This is a genomic window from Streptomyces sp. NPDC058000 (assembly GCF_042886435.1).
Taxonomy (GTDB): domain Bacteria; phylum Actinomycetota; class Actinomycetes; order Streptomycetales; family Streptomycetaceae; genus Streptomyces.
The window spans coordinates 217,691-237,424 of record NZ_JBHVQS010000007.1 but is presented as its reverse complement, the minus strand read 5'-3'; the positions used below and the strand labels follow the sequence as shown (position 1 = coordinate 237,424).

The window sequence follows — 19,734 nt, the reverse complement described above, 5'->3', positions numbered from 1 at the left end:
CTGACACCATTTCTTCGGAAGGGTCAGCTCCGAGGGGCGCGAGTCCGGTACGCCGTGACGGGTACGGGATACGCGCCGCAGGGCCGGAGCCGGCCGCCGCCATGACCAGGGGACGGATGGGACCGCGCAGTGCGGGGCAACGAGCGCCAGGAGCAGTGGGCTGAGGCCGACCACCTCTCGCAGTTCGAAGCCGAGATGGAGCGGCTGAAGAGCGAGCGGGACAAGGCCGTCCAGCACGCCGACGACCTCGGCTACCAGGTCGAGGTGTTGCGTGCCAAGCTCCACGAGGCGCGTCGCAACCTCGCGTCCCGGCCTGCCTACGACAACCTCAGCCATCAGGCCGAACAGCTGTTGCGCAACGCGCAGATCCAGGCGGATCAGCTGCGTTCGGATGCCGAGCGTGAGGTGCGTGAGGCGCGGGCGCAGACTCAGCGGCTGTTGCAGGAGTCGGCCGAGCGGCAGGCCCGTATGGAGGCCGAGCTGCATGCCGAGGCGGTCGGTCGTCGGCAGCGGTTGGACGAGGAGCTGAACGAGCGTCGTCAGACGGTCGAGTCGCACGTCAACGAGAACGTGGCGTGGGCCGAGCAGCTGCGGGCCCGTACGGAGTCCCAGGCCCGTCGTCTGATGGAGGAGACCCGGGCGGAGTCCGATCAGGCGTTGGCGGCGGCGCGGGCCGAGGCGCAGCGGTTGGCCGATCAGGCGCGGGAGCGTTTGGGTACGGCTGCCGAGGAGGCGCGGACCGAAGCGGAATCCATCCTGCGTCGGGCGCGTACGGATGCCGAGCGGTTGTTGAACGCGGCGTCCAACCAGGCCCAGGAGGCCACGGATCAGGCCGAGCAGCTGCGGTCGACGGCGGGTACGGAGTCCGAGGAGGCGCGCCGGCAGGCGGCCGAGTTGACGCGTACCGCCGAGGCCCGGGTGCAGGAGGCGGATGCGGCGCTGCGGGAGGCGCGGGCCGAGGCGGAGAAGCTGGTCGAGGAGGCGCAGCAGTCTGCCGGGAAGCGGTTGTCGGCGGCGGAGTCGGAGAACGAGCAGCGCACCCGTACGGCCAAGGCGGAGATCGCGCGGTTGGTCGCCGAGGCGACCAAGGAGTCCGAGGCGCTGAAGGCGGAGGCCGAGCAGTTGCGGGCGGATGCCCGGGCGGAGTCGGAGCGGTTGCTCGCCGAGGCGCAGGAGTCGGCGCGGTCGAAGGCGGCGGAGGATTCCGCGGCGCAGTTGGCGAAGGCGGCGCGGGCCGCCGAGGAGATGGTGACCAAGGCGTCGGAGGATGCCAAGGCCACGACGAAGGCTGCTGCGGAGGAGGCCGAGCGGCTGCGTCGGGAGGCCGAGGCGGAGGCGGATCGGCTGCGTGAGGAGGCGCATGACACCGCCCAGCAGCTGAAGGGTGCGGCGAAGAACGACACCAAGGAGTACCGCGCCAAGACCGCTGAACTCCAGGAGGAGGCGCGGCGGCTGCGCGGTGAGGCGGAGCAGCTGCGGGCGGATGCGGTCGCGGAGGGCGAGCGGATCCGTGGTGAGGCGCGCCGGGAGGCCGTTCAGCAGATCGAGGAGGCGGCCGGGACCGCCGAGGAGCTGTTGGCGAAGGCCAAGTCGGATGCGGAGGAGTCTCGTTCGGGTGCGGTCGCGGAGAGCGAGCGGGTGCGGACGGAGGCGATCGAGCGTGCGGCGGGGCTGCGGCGGCAGGCCGAGGAGGCGCTGGAGCGGGCCCGTGGCGAGGCCGAGCAGTTGCTGTTGGAGGGCACGCAGGCCGCTGAGGAGCTGACGGGCGAGGCGGAGAAGAGCGCCGCGCGGCTGCGTGCGGAGGCCGAGGAGGCTGCGCAGGAACGGCGGGCCGAGGCGCAGGCGGAGTTGGACCGGCTGCGTGGTGAGGCCGAGGAGCGGCTGGCGGCGGCTGAGGAGTCGTTGCGGGAGGCGCGTTCCGAGGCCGAGCGGTTGCGGCGGGAGACGCAGGAGGAGGCGGCTCGGCTCAAGGCGGAGGCGGCGGAGCGGCGGCGGTCGCTTCAGCAGCAGGCCGAGGAGGAGGCCGAGCGGCTGCGGTCGGAGGCGACCGGGGATGCGTCGGCGGCGCGGTCGGAGGCCGAGGCGGCGGCGGCGCGGTTGCGGAGTGAGGCAGCCGCGGAGGCCGAGCGGCTGAAGGCGGAGGCGCAGGAGACCGCGGACCGGGTGCGTGCGGAGGCGGCGGCGGCCGCGGAGCGTACGGGCGCGGAGGCCGCGGAGGCGCTCGCCGAGGCGCAGGAGGAGGCCGGGCGGCGGCGTCGGGAGGCCGAGCAGCTGCTGGGTGAGGCGCGCGAGGAGGCTCATCAGGAGCGGACCGCGGCGCGGGAGCAGAGCGAGGAGTTGCTGGCGTCGGCCCGTACGCGGGTCGGTGAGGCGCAGGCGGAGGCCGAGCGGCTGGTCGAGGAGGCGGACCGGCGGGCTGCGGAGTTGGTGGCGACGGCCGAGCAGACCGCGCAGCAGGTGCGGGATGCGGTGGCGGGTCTGCATGAGCAGGCCCATGAGGAGATCGCCGGGTTGCGTTCGGCGGCGGAGCACGCTGCGGAGCGTACGAAGTCGGAGGCGCAGGAGGAGGCGGACCGGGTCCGCGCGGATGCCTACGCGGAGCGTGAGCGCGCGTCGGAGGATGCGGCGCGGGTGCGGCGGGAGGCCCAGGAGGGGTCGGAGGCCGCCGCGTCGCTTGCCGAGCGGACGGTTGCGGAGGCGATCGAGGAGGGCGAGCGGCTGCGGTCGGAGGCGGCCGGGGTGCTCGACGAGGCGCGTCGGGATGCGCATGCCGCCCGGTCGGAGGCGGCGGAGCAGGCCGACCGGCTGGTTTCCGAAGCCACCGCGCAGGCGGAGGAGTTGGTCGCGGAGGCGTCCGCGCAGGCCGAGGGGTTGCGGGCCGAGGCGGCGGAGGTCCTGGACGGGGCGCGTCGGGACGCCAACGTTGCGCGGTCGGAGGCGGCGGAGCAGGCCGACCGGCTGGTTTCCGAAGCCACCGCCCAGGCGGCGGAGTTGGTCGCGGAGTCGACGGCGAAGGCTGAGAAGTCGGTCGCGGACGCCATGGCGAAGGCGCAGCAGTTGCGCACCGATGCGTCGGATGCGTTGGCGTCGGCGGAGCAGGATGCGGCGCGGGCGCGGGCCGAGGCGCGGAACGATGCGAATCGGATGCGGTCGGAGGCGGCCGAGCAGACGGATCGGCTGCTCGGTGAGGCGCGTGCGGAGGCCGAGCGGATCGTCACCGAGGCGACCGAGCTGACGTCGTCGGCGCAGGACGATGCGGATCGTGCGGTCCGGGAGGGCCAGGAGGCCGCCGAGCGGCTGCGTGCGGAGGGTGAGCAGCGGGCGCAGCGGCTGGTGGCGGAGGCCACGGAGGCGGCCGAGCGGCTGCGGGCCGAGGCGGCCGAGGTGTTGGAGGATGCGCGTACGGATGCCGGGCGAACCTCCGACGAGGCGCGTACGGCGGCCAACAAGACGCGGGCGGATGCCGCGGCGCAGGCTGACGAGTTGGTGGCGGAGGCGGCCGGCGAGGCGGAGCGGCTGCGGTCGGAGGCGGCGGAGCGGTCCGCGGCGGCGGAGCGGGAGGCGGACCGGGCTCGGGCCGATGCCCGTGAGCAGGCGGACCGGATGGTCGCGACGGCCACTGCGGAGGCGGATCGGTTGCGTGCGGAGGCGGCGGAGACCGTCACTGCCGGGCAGCAGCATGCGCATCGGACGCGTGCGGAGGCCGCGAAGGTCCGGGAGGAGGCCGAGGCGGCTGCCGAGCGGACTCGTGCGGAGGCGCAGGAGGAGTCCGACCGGGTGGTGGACGAGGCGCGGAAGAGTGCCGCCAAGCGTCGTGGCGATGCGGCCGAGCAGGCCGATCAGTTGATCGCCAAGGCGCAGGAGGAGGCGCTGAAGGCGGCGACCGGTGCGGAGGAGCAGGCCGACACGATGGTCGGGGCGGCGCGCAAGGAGGCCGAGCGGATCGTTCGGGAGGCCACCACCGAGGGCAATGTGCGGGTGGAGAAGGCGCGTACGGATGCCGACACGCTGCTCGGTGAGGCGCGGCGGGACGCGACGGCGATAAGGGATCGGTCCGAGGAGTTGCGGGTCCGGGTCGAGTCCGAGGTCGAGGAGTTGCACGAGCGGGCCCGGCGGGAGTCGGCGGAGGCGATGAAGAACGCCGGTGAGCGGGTGGACAAGCTGATCGCGCAGGCCACCGCGCAGCAGGTGGAGGCCGAGAAGAAGGCCGAGACGCTGTTGGCGGATGCCAACAGTGAGGCGAGCAAGGTGCGGATCTCCGCGGTGAAGAAGGCCGAGGGCCTGATCAAGGAGGCCGAGAACAAGAAGGCCGCGGCGGTGCGGGACGCGGAGAAGATGCGGGTGGAGGCGAAGGAGGAGGCCGCCCGGGTCGTGGCGGAGGGCAAGCACGAGTTGGAGGTGCTGACGCGCCGCCGGAAGGACATCAACACGGAGATCTCCCGTGTTCAGGATGTGCTGGAGGCGCTGGAGTCGTTCGAGGTTCCTGCGCAGGGCGGGGATGGCAAGGGTGGGGCGGCGAAGGCTGCCGCGGGGGCCGGTACAACTCGTTCGAGTGGCAAGCCGTCCGAAGGGTAGCCACTCAAATGAGGGGTCATTCTCCACTTCAAACGCGCAATGACTCGATGACACGCCGTTAAGACCCCTAGGATTCTCCTTATCACCTCACCGGTCTCTTTCGACAGGAACCCCATGAGCGAAACTTCCTCCCCCTTCGGCTTCGAGCTCGTGCGGCGTGGGTACGACCGCGGTCAGGTGGATGACCGCATTACGAAACTGGTCGCGGACCGCGACAGTGCGCTGGCCCGTATCACCTCGCTGGAGAAGCGCATCGAGGAGCTGCACCTCGAAACGCAGAACGCCCAGGCTCAGGTCACCGACGCCGAACCTTCCTACGCGGGCCTCGGGGCGCGCGTGGAGAAGATCCTCCGTCTCGCGGAGGAAGAGGCCAAGGAGCTGCGTGAGGAGGCCCGTCGGGCCGCCGAGCAGCACCGTGAGCTGGCCGAGTCGGCTGCCCAGCAGGTCCGTAACGACGCGGAGTCGTTCGCCGTCGAGCGCAAGACCAAGGCCGAGGACGAGGGCGCCCGGATCGTCGAGAAGGCGAAGGGCGAGGCGGCCACGTTGCGCGCGGAGGCGCAGAAGGACGCGCAGTCCAAGCGTGAGGAGGCGGACGCCCTCTTCGAGGAGACCCGCGCCAAGGCCGCGCAGGCCGCCGCGGACTTCGAGACCAACCTCGCGAAGCGTCGTGAGCAGTCCGAGCGTGATCTGGCTTCGCGGCAGGCGAAGGCCGAGAAGCGGCTGGCGGAGATCGAGCACCGGGCGGAGCAGCTGCGTCTGGAGGCGGAGAAGCTGCGGACCGATGCGGAGCGTCGGGCCCGGCAGACGGTGGAGACGGCGCAGCGTCAGGCCGAGGACATCGTGGCGGACGCCAATGCCAAGGCCGACAGGATCCGTAGCGAATCGGAGCGGGAGCTGGCGGCGCTCACCAACCGTCGCGACTCGATCAACGCGCAGCTGACCAACGTCCGCGAGATGCTGGCGACGCTGACGGGTGCGGCGGTGGCCGCCGCCGGTGCGCCCGGCGACGACGAGTCCGTTTCCCGCGGCGTGCCCGCCCAGCAGGGCCGCTGAGGCTGGCGCCGGAAGGTTTCGCGGCGTTTTTCTTCGTGCCCCCGTACCGCCTGTGTGGTGGTGCGGGGGCACGGTCGTGCGTGGGGCGGGGTGGTCGTTCGGGCGGCGTCGCCCAGGTGGCGGGGGTCTTCGGGCGCCCCTAGCGTGCTGTACATGATCGAGCTCAAGGGGCTGACCAAGCATTACGGTGACAAGGTCGCGGTGGATCAGTTGACGTTCACCGTGCGGCCGGGGGTCGTCACCGGCTTTCTCGGTCCCAATGGTGCGGGGAAGTCCACCACCATGCGGATGGTGCTCGGTCTGGACAATCCGACGGCCGGTTCGGTCCGGATCGACGGTAAGCACTACCGGCAGTTGAAGGATCCGTTGACGTACGTCGGGGCGTTGCTGGACGCCAAGGCGATGCACGGTGGTCGTAGTGCCGCCAATCATCTGCTGTGTTTGGCGCAGAGCAACGGTATTCCGCGGGCCCGGGTCGACGAGGTGTTGGATCTTGTCGGGTTGACGTCGGTGGCGAAGAAGCGGTCGAAGGGCTTTTCCCTCGGGATGGGGCAGCGGTTGGGGATCGCGGCGGCATTGCTGGGCAATCCGCGGATCTTGATGTTCGACGAGCCGGTCAACGGGCTGGATCCGGAGGGCATCCACTGGATCCGTCATGTGATGAAGAGGCTCGCGTCCCAGGGGCGGACGGTGTTCGTGTCCTCTCACCTGATGAGCGAAATGGCGTTGACCGCGGAGCATTTGGTGGTGATCGGGCAGGGGCGGCTGTTGGCGGATACGTCGATGGCGGAGTTCATTCAGGAGAATTCGCGGTCGTATGTGCGGCTGCGGTCGCCGGAGCGGGAGCGGCTGTTGGACGTGCTGCATCGGGCGGGTGTCCGGGCGGTGGTCGGTCGGGACGGTGCGCTGGAGGTCGATGGGGTGCCGGCGGAGCGGCTGGGTGAACTGGCCGCTGCGCACCAGGTGGTGCTGCATGAGTTGAGTCCCCAGCAGGCGTCGTTGGAGGAGGCGTTCATGCAGTTGACGGCGGGGGTGGTGGAGTATCACGCGCGCAACGGTGGGCCGCCGCCGGCGGGGCGTGGGGTGCCGTCGCGGTCAGCGGTGCCGCAGGGGGCGTTGTCGGGTGGGCCGCCGCCGGGTGGTTGGGGTGCGGGCTGGCAGAGGAAGAGGAGCTGACGGATGGCTGTCGTCGGGCAGGCCCTGCGGTCGGAGTGGACCAAGATCCGGTCGGTGCGGTCGACGGTGTGGACGCTGGGTACGGCGGTGGTGGTCACCGTGGTGCTGGGTGTGCTGATCTGCACGTTGGCGCGGAAGGACTTCGATGGGATGCCGGATCGGCAGCGGCTCGCCTTCGATCCCACCAACATCAGTTTCGCGGGGATGGGATTGGGGCAGCTGGCGATGATCGTGTTCGGCGTGCTGGTGGTGTCGAACGAGTACAGCACCGGGATGATCCGCACGTCGCTCGCGGCGGTGCCGCAGCGCGGGGTGTTCCTGTTCTGCAAGGTGTTGGTGGCCGCCGGGTTGGTTTTCGTGGTGGGCCTGGTGACCAGTTTCGCGACGTTCTTCGCGGGGCAGGCGGCGCTCGGCGAGCATCGGGCGCAGCTGGGTGATCCGGGGGTGCTGCGGGCGGTGATCGGCGGCGGGCTGTACATGACGATGATCGCGCTGTTCTCGATGGCGGTGGCCACGATGTTGCGCAGTCCGATGTTGTCGCTGGGCATCCTGATGCCGTTCTTCTTCTTGATCTCCAACATCCTGGGGAACGTCTCGGCGACCCGGAAGATCGGCCGGTACCTTCCGGATCAGGCCGGTTCGAAGATCATGCAGGTGGTCACGCCGGTCAATGACGAGACGCCGTACGGGCCGTGGGGCGGTTTCGCGATCATGGCGGTGTGGACGGTGGCCGCGTTGCTCGCCGGCTATCTGATGTTGAACCGGAGGGACGCCTGAGGTCGGGGCGGGTCCGTCGGTCGTCTTTCGCCGTTTTGGCGGGAACCGTCAACATCCCGATAGCCTCATAACCCTCACGGGGGTACGAGGGCGTCTCTGCCCCGACCATCTCGCGAGGGGCGGAGAATGATCGAGGCAGTCGGCCTGACCAAGCGCTATGGGCCGAAGACGGCCGTGCACAACTTGTCGTTCCAGGTGCGTCCGGGCACCGTCACCGGCTTTCTCGGACCCAACGGCTCCGGCAAGTCGACGACCATGCGGATGATCCTGGGCCTCGACGCCCCGACGTCCGGCCACGCCACGATCGGTGGCCGCCCGTTCCGTCAGACCCCCAACGCGGCGCGTCAGGTGGGTGCGCTGTTGGACGCCAAGGCGGTGCACGGTGGCCGCAGTGCGCGGGCGCACCTGCTGTCGCTGGCGCAGTTGTCCGGGATCCCGGCCCAGCGGGTCGACGAGGTGCTGGGGGTGGTCGGTCTTCAGGACGTGGCCCACCGGCGGTCGAAGGGGTTCTCGCTCGGCATGGGGCAGCGGTTGGGGATCGCGGCGGCGCTGCTCGGCGATCCGCAGGTGTTGCTCTTCGACGAGCCGGTCAACGGGTTGGATCCGGAGGGCATCCTGTGGGTGCGGAACCTGATGAAGCAGTTGGCGGCCGAGGGCCGTACCGTCTTCGTCTCCTCGCACCTGATGAGCGAGATGGCGTTGACCGCGGAGCATCTGATCGTGATCGGCCGTGGCCAGTTGCTCGCGGACATGGCCGTCAAGGACTTCATTTCGGCCAACTCGGCGGACTTCGCCCGGGTGCGGACGCCGGACGGTGAGCCGGAGCAGCGGGAGAAGCTGACGGCGGCGCTGGCCGAGGCCGGCGGCCAGGCGGTGGCCGAGGCGGACGGTGCGCTGCGGGTGACCGGGCTGCCGCTGCCGCGGATCAGTGATCTGGCGCATGCGGCCGATATCCGGCTGTGGGAGTTGTCGCCGCACCAGGCGTCGCTGGAGGAGGCGTACATGCGGATGACGCAGGGGGTCGTCGACTACCGCTCGACGGCCGACCAGCGGGCCGGTCTCCAGCAGGCGCCCGCCGGGTACCCGCCGCAGGGTGCCGCTGTGCCGGGGTACGCGCCGGGGCAGCCGGGCGTGCCGGGGCAAATGCCGCCGGGCCAGGTGCCGCCGGGGGTGCCCGTGCCGCCGAACCCGTACGCACAGCCGGGTCCGTACGCCCCGGCGGGTCCCCACGCCGCCCAGACCGCCCCGGTACCGGGTGGGCCGGTGCCCCCGCAGCAGGGTCACCCGTACGGGGCACCCGGTGCGTACGGTGCGCCCCACCCGTACGGGCAGCAGCCGCCGCACGCCGCGCCGGTGCCGCCCGCCCAGCCGCCGGTGCCGCCGGCCGCCGCCCCCGTCGACCAGCCCACGCCGCACACCCAGGACGCCCGATGACCAGCCCTCAGCAGCCGCAGCCCCAGCCGCAGCCGGAGACCGGAGCGCCGGAGGCCGGTGCGCAGCCGATGCCGCCCGCCACTCCCCCGGCCCCCGCGAAGGAAGCGGGGACGATGATGCTCCAGGCCCAGCCGCAGCCGGCCCCCGCCAAGGAGGCCGGCACGATGATGCTCCAGGCGCAGCCGCCGGTCGGTGGCCATCCCGAGCCGCAGCCGCTGGCGGCGCACGGGCCGGGCAAGGAGGGCGGCACGATGATGCTCACCGTCCCCACCCCCTCGCAGGCCCAGCCGCCGCAGGCCCAACCCCAGCCCCAGCTGCCGCCGCAGGCACCGGCCCCGCAGCAGCAGCCTCCGCACGCCGCCGCCAACTGGCAGGCGGGGGTGCCGGGTTACGTCTCGCCCATCCCGGTCCGCCCGACCCACCTCGGCCATGCGCTGGCCGCCGAGTGGACCAAGATCCGTTCGGTGCGGTCGACGGTGTGGACGCTGGGCGTGATGTCCGTCCTCGTCCTCGGCATCGGGGTGTTGGTCGCCACGTCCGTGGGGTCGATGAACAGCGTCGGCACGACGTCACCGCTGTTCTTCGGGCTCTTCGGGATGCTGCTGGGCGTCCTGTGCGTGCTGCCGCTCGGCGTGCTGGTGACCTCCTCGGAGTACAGCACCGGCATGATCCGTACGACCCTGGCGGCCTGTCCCTCCCGGGGCAGGGTGCTGGCGGCCAAGGCGATCGTCTTCTTCGTGCTGACCTTCGTGGTGACCACCGTCGTCACCGGGCTCGTCGCGCTCACCGACAACGCCCTGATCGGCAGCATCAGCAAGGCGGAGATCGGCGCCGGCGAGTGGCTCCGGTCGACCGTGGGGATCGGCCTGTACGTCTCGTTCCTGGGACTGCTGGCGCTGGCCGTCGGCTCGCTGATCCGGCATTCCGCGGGGGCGATCACGCTCATGGTCGGGGTGGTGCTGCTGCCCTTCGTACTGTCGATGTTCATGTTCGCCGACAGCCTGAACGGGGCGCGGAACTTCCTGATGGGCTACTCGATCCCCAACCAGCTCACGGTGATGTACGGCAACAAGTTCCCGTTCGTGGACGGCGGTCCGTCCGGCTGGCAGCCGCTGTGGATCGTCATGGGGCTCGCCGCCCTCGCGCTCGGCGGCGCCTACGCGGCCATGCGGCAGCGAGACGTGTAGCGCTTTTCAGTACCGCGGTGCGTTACGGGACCGCTGGAGCCGTGCGCTCCGGCGGTTCCGTGCGTTCCAGCAGGCTTTGTGCCAGTGCCGGCGGTCGTCGACGTCGCCGTGCCGGGGCCAGGTGACGACGTGCGGGACGCCGGGCGGGATCTCCTGGTCGCAGCCGGGGCAGCGGTAGTGCTTGGTCGCGCCGCCGCCGCCGACCTGCCGGACCACCCATTCCTCGCCGCGCCACTCCTCGGTGGCCTCGAAGCCGTAGCGGCCGACGCCGGCCTCGTCCGCGCGGGCTGCGTGGTCGCGGGGGTTCGCACCGCGTTGGCGGTTTCGACGCGGAGACACAGAACACCTCGGCAGGTCGACGGGGATGGGGTCCCCCTGCTCGAACGTCGAGAGCTCGGGGGAGGGCTGTCACCAGCGTACGCGGCACGGTCAGGGGCAAAACTCCGCCGTCACGTTTCTGCGATGATCTGGAAATTTCGCGTCAGGCCGTGCCTTGGGCACGTGTCTCACGTTGTTGCCGGGTGAGGGAGGGGACGCGTCGGCTGCAAGGAGGCAGAGAGCGATGCGCGTAGGGGCTTTCATCCTGGCCGCCCAATTTCCCGGTCAGGGACAGGGGGAAGCACTGCACCGCGCGGTGCGTTCCGCGGAGATCGCGGAGCAGGCCGGACTCCATGAAGTCTGGCTGGCAGAACACCACTTCGTCCCGTACGGGGTCTGTCCGCAGGCCGCGACGCTGGCCGCGCTGTTGTTGGGGCGCACCCGGCGCATCGGGGTCGGGACGGCGGTCAGCGTGCTGCCGACCCAGCATCCGGTGGCGCTCGGTGAGCAGGCGGCGCTGCTGCATCTGACGTCGGAGGGCCGGTTCACGCTCGGCGTCGGCCGGGGCGGTCCCTGGGTGGACCTGGAGGTCTTCGGCTCCGGGCTGGCCGCGTACGACCACGGGTTTCCGGAGTCGCTCGATCTGCTGCTGCGCTGGTTGCGCGAGCCGCGGGTGGGCGCCCGGGGCGAGCGCTATGCGTTCCGGGAGGTGGCGGTGGTGCCGCGGGCCGCCGAGGCGCTGGCCGATCCGGACGACCCGGGCGGGCTGACGAGCGGTCCGCCGGTGGTGGTGGCGTGCACCTCCCCGGCCTCGGTCCGGCTGGCCGCCACCCGCGGGCTGCCGATGCTGCTGGGGATGCACTGCGGCGACGAGGAGAAGGCGGAGATGGTCGCGCTGTGGCGGGCGGCAGCGCTGGAGGCCGGCCGGGATCCGGGCGAGGTGGCCGCGGCGGAGCACGTCTCGGCGGGGGTGGTGCAGATCGCGGACGGCCGGTCGGCCGCGGTGGAGACGCTGACCAAGGCGATGCCCGGCTGGCTGCGGCAGGGGCTGGGTGCACATGTGACGGTCGACGGCCGGTACCGCGGGATGCGCGATCCGTTGGCGTACACGGAGTTGCTGTGCGCGTTGCATCCGGTGGGCCCGCCGGCGTTGTGCGTGGACCGGCTGGCGGCGACCTCGGAGCGCACCGGCATCCGGCGGTTCGCGCTGCTGGTGGAGGGCTCCGGGGATCTCGCCGCCACCGAGGAGAACGTCCGGCGGCTGGGCGCGGAGGTGCTGCCGCAGCTGGGGTGACCCCGCCCGGGGTGGGCGGCGGGGTCACCTCTCATCGGTCCGGGGCACGGCTGGTCGGTGGTGCTGCCGCCGGTGCGCGGCGCCGGAGGGTGCCCCGGTCGGCTCAGCGGCAGCAACTCCGATCAGCAGTCGCGGAGTTCGGGCGACTGGTTCAGCAACTGGCCCCGGATAGAGGTGAAGCGGGTCAGCCGCTGGTCGGCGGCCTGGTCGAGCGGGAAGACCGCGACCCGGTGGCAGTTCTGGAAAGCGAGGCGCACTCCGAAGTGACGCTCCAGCGAGCCGCGGATGGCGTTGCTCGCCAGTGCGCGGAGCAGCTGGCCGCGCGCCTGCTCGTCCGGCGGCGGCGTCTGGTTGTCGGCGAACTCTCCGCCGTCCGCCTTCAGCCGGTCCACCAGAGAGCTGATCATCCCCCACGCGTAGGGCAGGGAAGTCCGGACGCAGTCGACAAACGCGGCTTCGTCGACCTCGCCTCGCTCGGCCTGTTCGAGGAGGGCCGGTGAGACGTCGAGCGACATGAGGTTCTCCTCTCGCGGCCCCGCCGGGACGGACGGGGCCTCATGGGTGGGACAAGGGGAATTCGCGACAGAGCGTGTTCGCCCCGCGACCCCCCGCGTCAACGGTATGCCGCGCAAGGGGCCCGCACCAGGAGATTGCACATACAACCGGCCATGCATGGGCGCCGGGGGTGCGGGGGTTTCCGCCGTAAAGGGACCCCGGGTCGGGGGCGAATCGCGTCGGCGGCCCAGATTCGAGTAGCGTGACGCACCATGCGTCTCGTCATCGCCCGTTGCTCCGTGGACTACGCGGGTCGGCTCACCGCCCATCTGCCCTCCGCCCCCCGCCTCATCCTGGTGAAGGCGGACGGCTCCGTCTCCATTCACGCGGACGACCGGGCCTACAAACCCCTCAACTGGATGTCCCCGCCCTGCTCCCTCAAGGAGGGGGACGGCAACGTCTGGACGGTGGAGAACAAGGGCGGCGAGAAGCTCATCATCACCCTGGAGGAGATCATGCACGACTCCTCGCACGAGCTCGGGGTGGATCCCGGACTCATCAAGGACGGTGTGGAAGCCCACCTCCAGGAGCTGCTCGCCGACCGGATCGAGACACTGGGCGAGGGCTACTCGCTTATTCGGCGTGAATACCCCACCGCCATTGGCCCGGTGGATATCTTGTGCCGGGACGCCGACGGCCAGACCGTCGCCGTCGAGATCAAGCGGCGCGGTGAGATCGACGGCGTCGAGCAGCTCACCCGCTACCTCGAACTCCTCAACCGCGACCCGCACCTGGCCCCGGTGAAGGGCGTCTTCGCAGCTCAGGAGATCAAGCCGCAGGCCCGGGTGCTGGCCACCGACCGCGGGATCGGCTGTGTGGTGCTGGACTACGACGGGCTGCGCGGCATCGAGGACGACAAGCTGCGACTGTTCTGACCCGACCGCACCGGCCGGACGCCGGAACACCAGGACGGCCCGGTACGCGATCCACCCGCCTTTACGGCGGGTGGTCCGTACCGGGCCGTCGTGGTGTTCCGGCGCGCGTCGGCTGTGCCGGGCGGGGCGCGCGGGACGCCGGGGGCGTCAGCCGGTCGGGGTGCCCTGGCCGGATGCCGACTGCCCGGACGGTGCCGGTGCGGTGTCCGGGGCGGTTCCGGCGGTTCCGTTGCTGGTGGACGGTGCCACCGCGGAGTTGCTGCCGGACGGGCTGCCGCCCGAGGAGCCGCCGGACGTCGTCGGCGGCTGGCCGGTCGGGGTGTCGGTGGGCTTCTGGGTCGGGGTGGGGTCCGTCGTGCCGGTGGGCTTTCCGGGCGGCGTGGGGTCCGTGGGGCTGCTGGTCGGGCTGTGCGTGGGGTGGGTCGGGTGGCCGGTGGGCGAGGTGGGTCCGCCGGTCGGGGTGGTGGTGCCGCCGGTCGGGCCGCCGGTCGGGGTGGTGGGGGCGCCGGTGGTGCCGGGGGCGGACGGCGCGGTGGTGGGTCGGTGGCCGGGGGTGCCGGGGGTGCCGGGTCGGGTGGTGCCGGAGCGGGTGGGCGGCAGGCCGGCGCCGGTGCCGGGCTGCTGCGCCGGTTCCTGGGTGTCGTCGCCGGCGGCCGGGGACTGCTCGGTGGTGACCTTGTTGTCGTGCGGGTCGGAGGTGTCGGAGGTCATGCCGAGGGTGATGGCGGTGCCGAGGGCGGCGGCCACCAGCACTCCGGCGCCGGCGGCGATGAGGTTGCGGCGGCCGGTGCGGCGGATGCCGCGCCCCAGGCCCCCGGCGGCGGATCCGCTGCCGGCGGCGGCCTTCCCGGTCGTCGCAGTCGTTGCGGCCTTCCCTGTCATCGCGGCCGTCGCTGCCGTCGCGGCATTCGCTGCCGGGATGGCGGCGGTGGCCGCGGTGGAGGAGGTCGCGGCGGGCCGGGCGGTGACCGTGGTGGCGGGGCCTTCCGGGCGGGCGACGGCCTGGAGTTTGGCGGTGGACACGGCGTCGGGAGACGCCTCGCCGGCCGGGCCGTGGGCCGCGGCCGCGCCACCGGCGGCGGCCGCCGGGTCGACGGACGCCAGCAGGGTGGTCGGCGCGTCCGCCGCGGCGGCCCTGGACCGGTCGATGACCAGGGCGAGGGCCCGTCGTCCGGCGATCGCGCCGTCGCGGTCGGAGAGCACGCCGCGCAGCCCGATGGACGCCTCCAGTTCGGCGCGCGCCCGGTCGACGTTGCCGCTGCACAGGGCCAGCACGCCCAGGTCGTGGTGGAAGTACGCCTCCTCGGCGACCTCGCCGGCCAGTCGGGCGGCCTCCTGGCCGTGCCGCAGGCTGCGCTCCCAGGCGCTCCAGTGCAGCGCCGCGGCGAACGCGGGGGCGGCGGTACGGGCCAGCAGCACCGCGGCGGCCGGGTGGCCGTTCTCCCGGCTGCCGGTCAGTACGCCCATGGCGGCCAGTACCGCGTCGGACTCGGCGGCGGCCCGCTCAGGGGCGACCGAGGGGTGTCCGGCCCACCAGGCGTAGTGCTGGGCGGCGGTGTGCGCCCGGGCGGCGGCGCCCTCGGCGTAGCCGGCGGCGGTCAGCTGGTCGTGGACGGTGGCGGCGAGGCGGTAGTGGCCGCCGGCCGGGCTGATCAGGCCGCAGCCGAGCAGTTCGCCGAGGGCGGAGTCGGCGTGGGTGTCCTGGGTGAGGGCCGGCAGGTGTGCCTGGTGCGGCAGTTCACCGCCCAGGGCGACCGCGAAGCGGAGGGCCTCCTGGGCGGCGACGCCGAGCCGTTCGGCGAGCAGCGGGGCGGGCGCGGCGGCCTCGCCGCGGGCCGGCAGCGGGGGCGCGGGGCGCTGGTCCGCGTCCGTCTGGTCGGCCGTGCCGTCCTCGGGGAAGAGTCCGTAGCCGTCGTCGAGGGCGCCCGGTGCGGTCCGGGCCTTGTCGCGCTGCCGGAGCAGGGCGGCGGCCTGGACGAACCGCAGGGGCAGCCCCTCGGACTCGAACCAGAGGTCGGCGGCCCAGGTCTTCTCGTCCTTGGTGAGCGGGCGGTCCACGGCGCGCTCCAGCAGCCGCAGGCCGGCGTCCCGGCTGATCCCGCCGACGAAGACCTCTTCGAGGTGTGCGTCGGCGCTGGGGGCGGGCACGTCGGGGGTGGCGGCGAGGAGGAAGGCGCACTCGGGGGTGGCCTCCAGCAGCTCGTCGAGCGCGGTGCCGCCGAACTCCAGGTCGTCGAGGACGACGACCGCGCCGATGCCGCTGAGGAGGCGCAGCAGCTCGGGGCGCTCCGGGCGGTGCTGCGGGGCCCCGTAGACCGCGGCGAACAGGGCGTACAGGACGTCGGTGACGCTGCGGTGGTAGCCGGAGAGTCGGACCACGCCGTCGGGGGCGAGGTCGGTGACGCTGCCGGAGACCGCGTCCAGGAGCCGGGTGCGGCCCGATCCGGCGGGGCCGGTGACGCGTACCGAGCGGCCGCGGGTGAGCAGCCTGATCAGTCGGGCGATGTCCTCGGAGCGCTCTTCGAGGAGGATCTCGTGGCCGGCGAAGGAGAGCGGTCCGGTCGGTGCCGGCGGCTGGGCGGCGCGGGCCGCGGCGGCCCGTTCCTCCGGGTCGAGCTTGGTCGGCGGGGTGGGGCGTTCGCCGGGCGGGCAGGGCTGTATTTCGCAGCCGTCGACCGGGTTGACGGTGACCAGGTAGTTACCGGAGACGAGCCGGACGACGCGGGCGAGGCCGCCGGATCCGCTCTGTCGGCCGGTGGCCTCGGGGGTCGGCGGGCCGGCCGGACCGCCCTGCTGGCCGTACTCCTCGGGCCCCGGGTGGGTGTTCGGGTCCATGCTGCAAGCTCCCAGAATGTGCGTGCCGTCGGTGCTTCCGGCCGTCCGCACTCCCCCGGCTCCGGCGGATCTCCTCAGCCGTCGCGTCTGGTCCGGTGCCCCGCCGCGGATGATGGCACACGGCGGGCAACCGAACCATAGACCGATCGCCGGCGTCGGGCACGGGCGGGGTGGCACCTTGACGGAAACGCCAGCAGATCAGGCGGTATGTGCGGTTTGCCGTGTTTGCTGCGTTTATTGCGGGCGCTGTGTTTACGGCGTTTACGGCGTTCGCGGCGGTTTCGTTGTCCGGGTGGCGGCCGGGTGGGGCGCGGCGGTGGTCACGCCCCCGCCGCGCCCCGCCTCACACCCGGGGAAGCGATTCCGCTTCGATCCCGCCCTCGATCGCGAGGATGCGGTGGAGCCGGGTGGCGACCAGGAGCCGCTGCATCTGCGGCGGCACCCCGCGCAGCACCAGCCGGCGGTTGTTGCGGCCGGCCCGGCGGTGCGCGCCCATGATCACGCCGAGGCCGGTGGCGTCCCACGAGTCCAGCTCGGTCAGGTCCAGCACCAGATCACCTCGGCCGGAGTCCACGGCGGCGTGCAGGGCCGTACGGGCGTCCGCCGCGCTGCGGACGTCGAGGCGGCCCCCGACGACCAGCTCGGCGTGGTCGCCCTTGATGTGCATATGCGCTCCCCGATGTCATGGGTTGTGGTGCATTGTCGTCTACCGATCTGACTGCCTCTCATACGGCGAAGTTGCCGTTTGTAAGCGAACCGATACCGAAATCACCCTGCGGGGTGACCCCGCCGGAGTGCAGCCTGACGCGGTGTCAGTGCGAGTAGAAGCCCTGCCCGCTCTTGCGGCCGATGTCACCGGCGTCCACCATGCGGCGCATGATCTCCGGCGGGGCGAACTTCTCGTCCTGGGACTCGGTGTAGATGTTCTCGGTGGCGTGCAGCAGGATGTCGACGCCGGTCAGGTCGGCGGTGGCCAGCGGCCCCATGGCGTGACCGAAGCCCAGCTTGCAGGCGATGTCGATGTCCTCGGCGCTGGCGACCCCGGACTCGTAGAGCTTGGCGGCCTCGACGACCAGCGCCGAGATCAGCCGGGTGGTGACGAAGCCGGCCACGTCGCGGTTGACCACGACGCAGGTCTTGCCGACCGACTCGGCGAACTCCCGTGCGGTGGCGAGGGTTTCGTCGCTGGTCTTGTAGCCGCGCACCAGCTCGCAGAGCTGCATCATCGGCACCGGCGAGAAGAAGTGCGTGCCGACCACCCGCTCGGGCCGGGAGGTGGCCGCGGCGATCTTGGTGATCGGGATCGCCGAGGTGTTGGAGGCCAGCACCGCGTCGTCCTTGGCGAGCTTGTCCAGCGCCTGGAAGATCTCCCGCTTGACCTCGATCTTCTCGAAGACCGCCTCGACGACGATGTCCGCGTCGGCGACGGCTTCCAGGTCGGTGGTGGTGGTGATGCGGGCCAGCGCCTGCTCGGCGGCGGCCGCTTCCAGCTTGCCCTTCGCGACGAACTTCTCGAAGGAGGACGCGATGCCGCCCTTGCCGCGGGCCAACGCCTCGTCCGTCACGTCACGGAGGACGACGTCCCAGCCCGCCTGGGCCGAGACCTGCGCGATACCGGAACCCATCAGTCCGGCGCCGATGACGGCAAGCTTCTTTGCCACTGCTTGTCCCCTCACACCCTGTGCATTTGACGGTCGTAAGTGACGTTAGCGGTCACCGGCGACCGATTGACAGGGAAGAGATGCGCGTCACTCCCGCCTGTCACCCGACCGCCGCCCCGCAACGAGGCCCTTCGGGCCGCGGCGCCCCGTTTCCATGACGGACATCACACCCCTGGCGTCCGGTGAGCGCCCGGAAGGCCGTCAGCCGGCCGATCGCACGGCGTAGTTGAGGACCTTCTCGCTCAGCACCTCTTCCATCTCGTCCAGCACGACGAGCGCCTCGCGGGAGACCTCCACGGGGTTGCGGCCGGCCATCATCTCCTGGGCGATGGTGACGATCAGGCTCTGGTGGACCCAGTTGATCTGGCCGGCCATCAGACGGGGCATCGGGTCGTCGGCGGCGGCCGACTCCCTTGCCGGTCGACCAGTTCCTGGCTCCGGTCCATGAAGAGGTCTTCCTTCGCCGGGAAGTAGTTGTGAAGTCTCCCAGAGCTGTCCTCCGGGCTCCCCTCGCGCATCGTCATTCGTACGGTGACCACGCGATTCGGTTGACGATTCGGCCACAGCCAACGCCGCGGCCTGCGCCTCCGCCAAGCGGGGGCGCTGCGTCCGTCCACCCTGCTCCCCAGGGCGGTCAAGCTCGCCGTTCCGTGCGGCCACTCGATGGCATGAACGGCATCGGTCTTGATGTTGTAGGCGGAGTTCACATCGGCGTTGACCGGCCCATAGCCGCACTCGGGATTCGTGCACTCGAAGACCGCTTGGCTCTTGCGGTTCTTCGCATCCACTTCCCCGCAGGCGGAGCACCTCAGCGAGGTATTCCTGGCCGGCACCCGCACCACGACGCCGCCGCGCTCCACAGCCTTGTACTCCAACATTGCGAGTACGCGGGACCACCCTTCGCCGAGAATGGCCCGGTTCAAGCCGGTCTTCTGCGCCACGCCCCGGCCCGGTCGGTCGACGCTGCCGCGGGCGGACGCGGTCATCGCACGGACATTCAGCTCCTCCGCACCGATGAGGCCAAATTGTTCAGCCAGCTCCGTGGTCACCTTGTGGTGCCAGTCGGCCCGACGTCGCTTCTCCCGGCCGCGCACCTCCGCGAGCTGCGCGTACGTACGCTGCAACCGCTTCGACGTCGGCCGGCCCCGCTGAGCCGACCGCCGCTGACGGGCAGCCTTACGCTCCAGGCGGCGTAGACGTTCCGTCTCCTTCGGGTGCAACCACGGCCCGTGGGTCACGTACGGCTTATCGGGTGCCGAGGTGGCGATCGGCACCGCCACGCCACGGTCCAGCCCCACCGCGGGCCCAGGGTGAGATCTCGGCGCCGGAGTCTCTCGTTGGAACGCACAGCGGAAAGCCAGGTACCAGCCGTCCGACTCCCGCACCACACGCGCTCCCGTTAATCGGCCGGCCGGGGCCTGGCCGCCGAAGCCCGGCAGGTCACGCGAGTAGCGAAAACGCACCCGCCCGACCAACGCCAAGTTGGCCTCGCCCCACCTGCGGTTCAGCAGCGCGATCTTCATCGCACCCGCTTGAGGCACATCGATCGACAACCGTGTCCGGGCACGCGAGTGGAAGTGTGGACGGCGACTTGCACCTCGGCGGGCGGCCTGCCATGCGCGAACGTACTGCTTCAGAACCTGTTGGCACGCTTGGGCGGGCAGGAGGGAGAGCCACTCGATTTCACGCCGTGCCTGACGGATGACCTCATCCGCCTCAGTGATCGACGGCCACCTCTGTGGTGCGTGGAAGGAGAACCACTGGTGCAGCAGATTCCACAGCGCCCGAGCCGAGTGCCCCTGCCCCGTCAGGATCCGCTCCTGCTCAGGAGTCAGGTACAACCGCAGCTTCACCATGCGGCGCACTTCAAGCCGCTCGGCAGCCTGCTTGACGCGCCATGATCGCTTGTGCGCTCCATCCCCCATGTGAGAAACCCTGCCGCCTCAGTGGCACCCATTGCCCTCCATTCGCCCAAATGACCCTCGAACGAGTGA

The 19,734-nt window shown here is 71.7% G+C and carries 14 protein-coding genes and 1 pseudogene; 8 read left to right on the top strand and 7 right to left on the bottom strand.

Translation table 11 applies throughout. The annotated features are described in order from the left end of the window. Positions 1-129 precede the first annotated feature (129 nt). The 6 genes from scy (at position 130) to ACFVT2_RS10695 (ending at position 10,202) form a co-directional block, all read left to right on the top strand. Positions 130-4,575, top strand: coding sequence for a polarized growth protein Scy (gene scy, locus ACFVT2_RS10720; protein WP_390014864.1), 4,446 nt, complete (start codon positions 130-132; stop codon positions 4,573-4,575). Positions 4,576-4,689: 114 nt separating this feature from the next. Then, entirely contained in the window at positions 4,690-5,628 is a 939-nt protein-coding gene (locus ACFVT2_RS10715; protein WP_390014861.1) for a cellulose-binding protein, read from the top strand. 153 nt (positions 5,629-5,781) lie between these two features. Further along, the gene (locus ACFVT2_RS10710; RefSeq protein WP_390014859.1) at positions 5,782-6,804 is read left to right on the top strand and encodes an ABC transporter ATP-binding protein; all 1,023 of its coding nucleotides are present in this window, start codon (positions 5,782-5,784) and stop codon (positions 6,802-6,804) included. Between the two features lie 3 nt (positions 6,805-6,807). Next, the gene (locus ACFVT2_RS10705; protein WP_390014856.1) at positions 6,808-7,581 is read left to right on the top strand and encodes an ABC transporter permease; all 774 of its coding nucleotides are present in this window, start codon (positions 6,808-6,810) and stop codon (positions 7,579-7,581) included. Between the two features lie 126 nt (positions 7,582-7,707). Beyond that, on the top strand, positions 7,708-9,015 hold the full coding sequence (locus tag ACFVT2_RS10700) for an ABC transporter ATP-binding protein (RefSeq protein WP_390014855.1): 1,308 nt from the start codon (positions 7,708-7,710) through the stop codon (positions 9,013-9,015). Beyond that, on the top strand, positions 9,012-10,202 hold the full coding sequence (locus tag ACFVT2_RS10695; RefSeq protein ID WP_390014852.1) for an ABC transporter permease subunit: 1,191 nt from the start codon (positions 9,012-9,014) through the stop codon (positions 10,200-10,202). The genes ACFVT2_RS10700 and ACFVT2_RS10695 overlap by 4 nt, the downstream gene beginning before the upstream one ends. A gap of 6 nt (positions 10,203-10,208) precedes the next feature. Here ACFVT2_RS10695 and ACFVT2_RS10690 read toward each other — a convergent pair whose 3' ends face one another. Then, the gene (locus ACFVT2_RS10690) at positions 10,209-10,541 is read right to left on the bottom strand and encodes an ATP/GTP-binding protein (RefSeq protein ID WP_390014850.1); all 333 of its coding nucleotides are present in this window, start codon (positions 10,539-10,541) and stop codon (positions 10,209-10,211) included. Positions 10,542-10,764: 223 nt separating this feature from the next. On the opposite strand from ACFVT2_RS10690, the gene ACFVT2_RS10685 reads away from it, so the two are divergent. Next, the gene (locus ACFVT2_RS10685) at positions 10,765-11,814 is read left to right on the top strand and encodes an LLM class flavin-dependent oxidoreductase (RefSeq protein ID WP_390014848.1); all 1,050 of its coding nucleotides are present in this window, start codon (positions 10,765-10,767) and stop codon (positions 11,812-11,814) included. A gap of 122 nt (positions 11,815-11,936) precedes the next feature. On the opposite strand, the gene ACFVT2_RS10680 is transcribed toward ACFVT2_RS10685, so the two are convergent. After that, positions 11,937-12,329: an SCO5389 family protein gene (locus ACFVT2_RS10680; protein WP_390014845.1), complete on the bottom strand. Its 393-nt coding sequence runs from the start codon at positions 12,327-12,329 to the stop codon at positions 11,937-11,939. A gap of 252 nt (positions 12,330-12,581) precedes the next feature. Here ACFVT2_RS10680 and nucS point away from each other — a divergent pair, with 252 nt between their 5' ends. Next, positions 12,582-13,244 carry an endonuclease NucS gene (gene nucS, locus ACFVT2_RS10675; RefSeq protein ID WP_390014843.1) on the top strand — a complete coding sequence of 221 codons (663 nt, stop codon included), beginning with the start codon at positions 12,582-12,584 and terminating at the stop codon, positions 13,242-13,244. A gap of 147 nt (positions 13,245-13,391) precedes the next feature. Here the strand turns inward: nucS and ACFVT2_RS10670 are convergent, their stop codons facing one another. The 5 genes and pseudogenes from ACFVT2_RS10670 to ACFVT2_RS10650 form a co-directional block, all read right to left on the bottom strand. After that, positions 13,392-16,079, bottom strand: coding sequence for an ATP-binding protein (locus ACFVT2_RS10670; protein WP_390014841.1), 2,688 nt, complete (start codon positions 16,077-16,079; stop codon positions 13,392-13,394). 343 nt (positions 16,080-16,422) lie between these two features. Beyond that, a complete protein-coding gene (locus tag ACFVT2_RS10665; RefSeq protein WP_390014838.1) occupies positions 16,423-16,746 on the bottom strand; it encodes an STAS domain-containing protein in 324 nt (107 codons plus the stop codon). A gap of 145 nt (positions 16,747-16,891) precedes the next feature. Beyond that, positions 16,892-17,740: a 3-hydroxyacyl-CoA dehydrogenase family protein gene (locus ACFVT2_RS10660; protein ID WP_390014835.1), complete on the bottom strand. Its 849-nt coding sequence runs from the start codon at positions 17,738-17,740 to the stop codon at positions 16,892-16,894. A gap of 201 nt (positions 17,741-17,941) precedes the next feature. Continuing rightward, positions 17,942-18,145 (bottom strand): annotated as a pseudogene (locus ACFVT2_RS10655) (TetR/AcrR family transcriptional regulator); the annotation flags it as partial. Beyond that, positions 18,115-19,596, bottom strand: a complete 1,482-nt coding sequence (locus ACFVT2_RS10650; RefSeq protein ID WP_390014974.1) for an RNA-guided endonuclease InsQ/TnpB family protein — start codon at positions 19,594-19,596, stop codon at positions 18,115-18,117. The gene ACFVT2_RS10650 and the pseudogene ACFVT2_RS10655, both read right to left, overlap by 31 nt. Positions 19,597-19,734: the final 138 nt, after the last annotated feature.

What these genes read in the sequence shown, in the direction of transcription:
- ACFVT2_RS10715 (WP_390014861.1), top strand. Translation starts at nt 4,690, where the DNA reads ATGAGCGAAACTTCCTCCCCCTTCGGCTTCGAGCTCGTGCGGCGTGGG.
- ACFVT2_RS10710 (WP_390014859.1), top strand. Translation starts at nt 5,782, where the DNA reads ATGATCGAGCTCAAGGGGCTGACCAAGCATTACGGTGACAAGGTCGCG.
- ACFVT2_RS10705 (WP_390014856.1), top strand. Translation starts at nt 6,808, where the DNA reads ATGGCTGTCGTCGGGCAGGCCCTGCGGTCGGAGTGGACCAAGATCCGG.
- ACFVT2_RS10700 (WP_390014855.1), top strand. Translation starts at nt 7,708, where the DNA reads ATGATCGAGGCAGTCGGCCTGACCAAGCGCTATGGGCCGAAGACGGCC.
- ACFVT2_RS10695 (WP_390014852.1), top strand. Translation starts at nt 9,012, where the DNA reads ATGACCAGCCCTCAGCAGCCGCAGCCCCAGCCGCAGCCGGAGACCGGA.
- ACFVT2_RS10685 (WP_390014848.1), top strand. Translation starts at nt 10,765, where the DNA reads ATGCGCGTAGGGGCTTTCATCCTGGCCGCCCAATTTCCCGGTCAGGGA.
- ACFVT2_RS10680 (WP_390014845.1), bottom strand. Translation starts at nt 12,329, where the DNA reads ATGTCGCTCGACGTCTCACCGGCCCTCCTCGAACAGGCCGAGCGAGGC.
- nucS (WP_390014843.1), top strand. Translation starts at nt 12,582, where the DNA reads ATGCGTCTCGTCATCGCCCGTTGCTCCGTGGACTACGCGGGTCGGCTC.
- ACFVT2_RS10670 (WP_390014841.1), bottom strand. Translation starts at nt 16,079, where the DNA reads ATGGACCCGAACACCCACCCGGGGCCCGAGGAGTACGGCCAGCAGGGC.
- ACFVT2_RS10665 (WP_390014838.1), bottom strand. Translation starts at nt 16,746, where the DNA reads ATGCACATCAAGGGCGACCACGCCGAGCTGGTCGTCGGGGGCCGCCTC.
- ACFVT2_RS10650 (WP_390014974.1), bottom strand. Translation starts at nt 19,596, where the DNA reads ATGGTGAAGCTGCGGTTGTACCTGACTCCTGAGCAGGAGCGGATCCTG.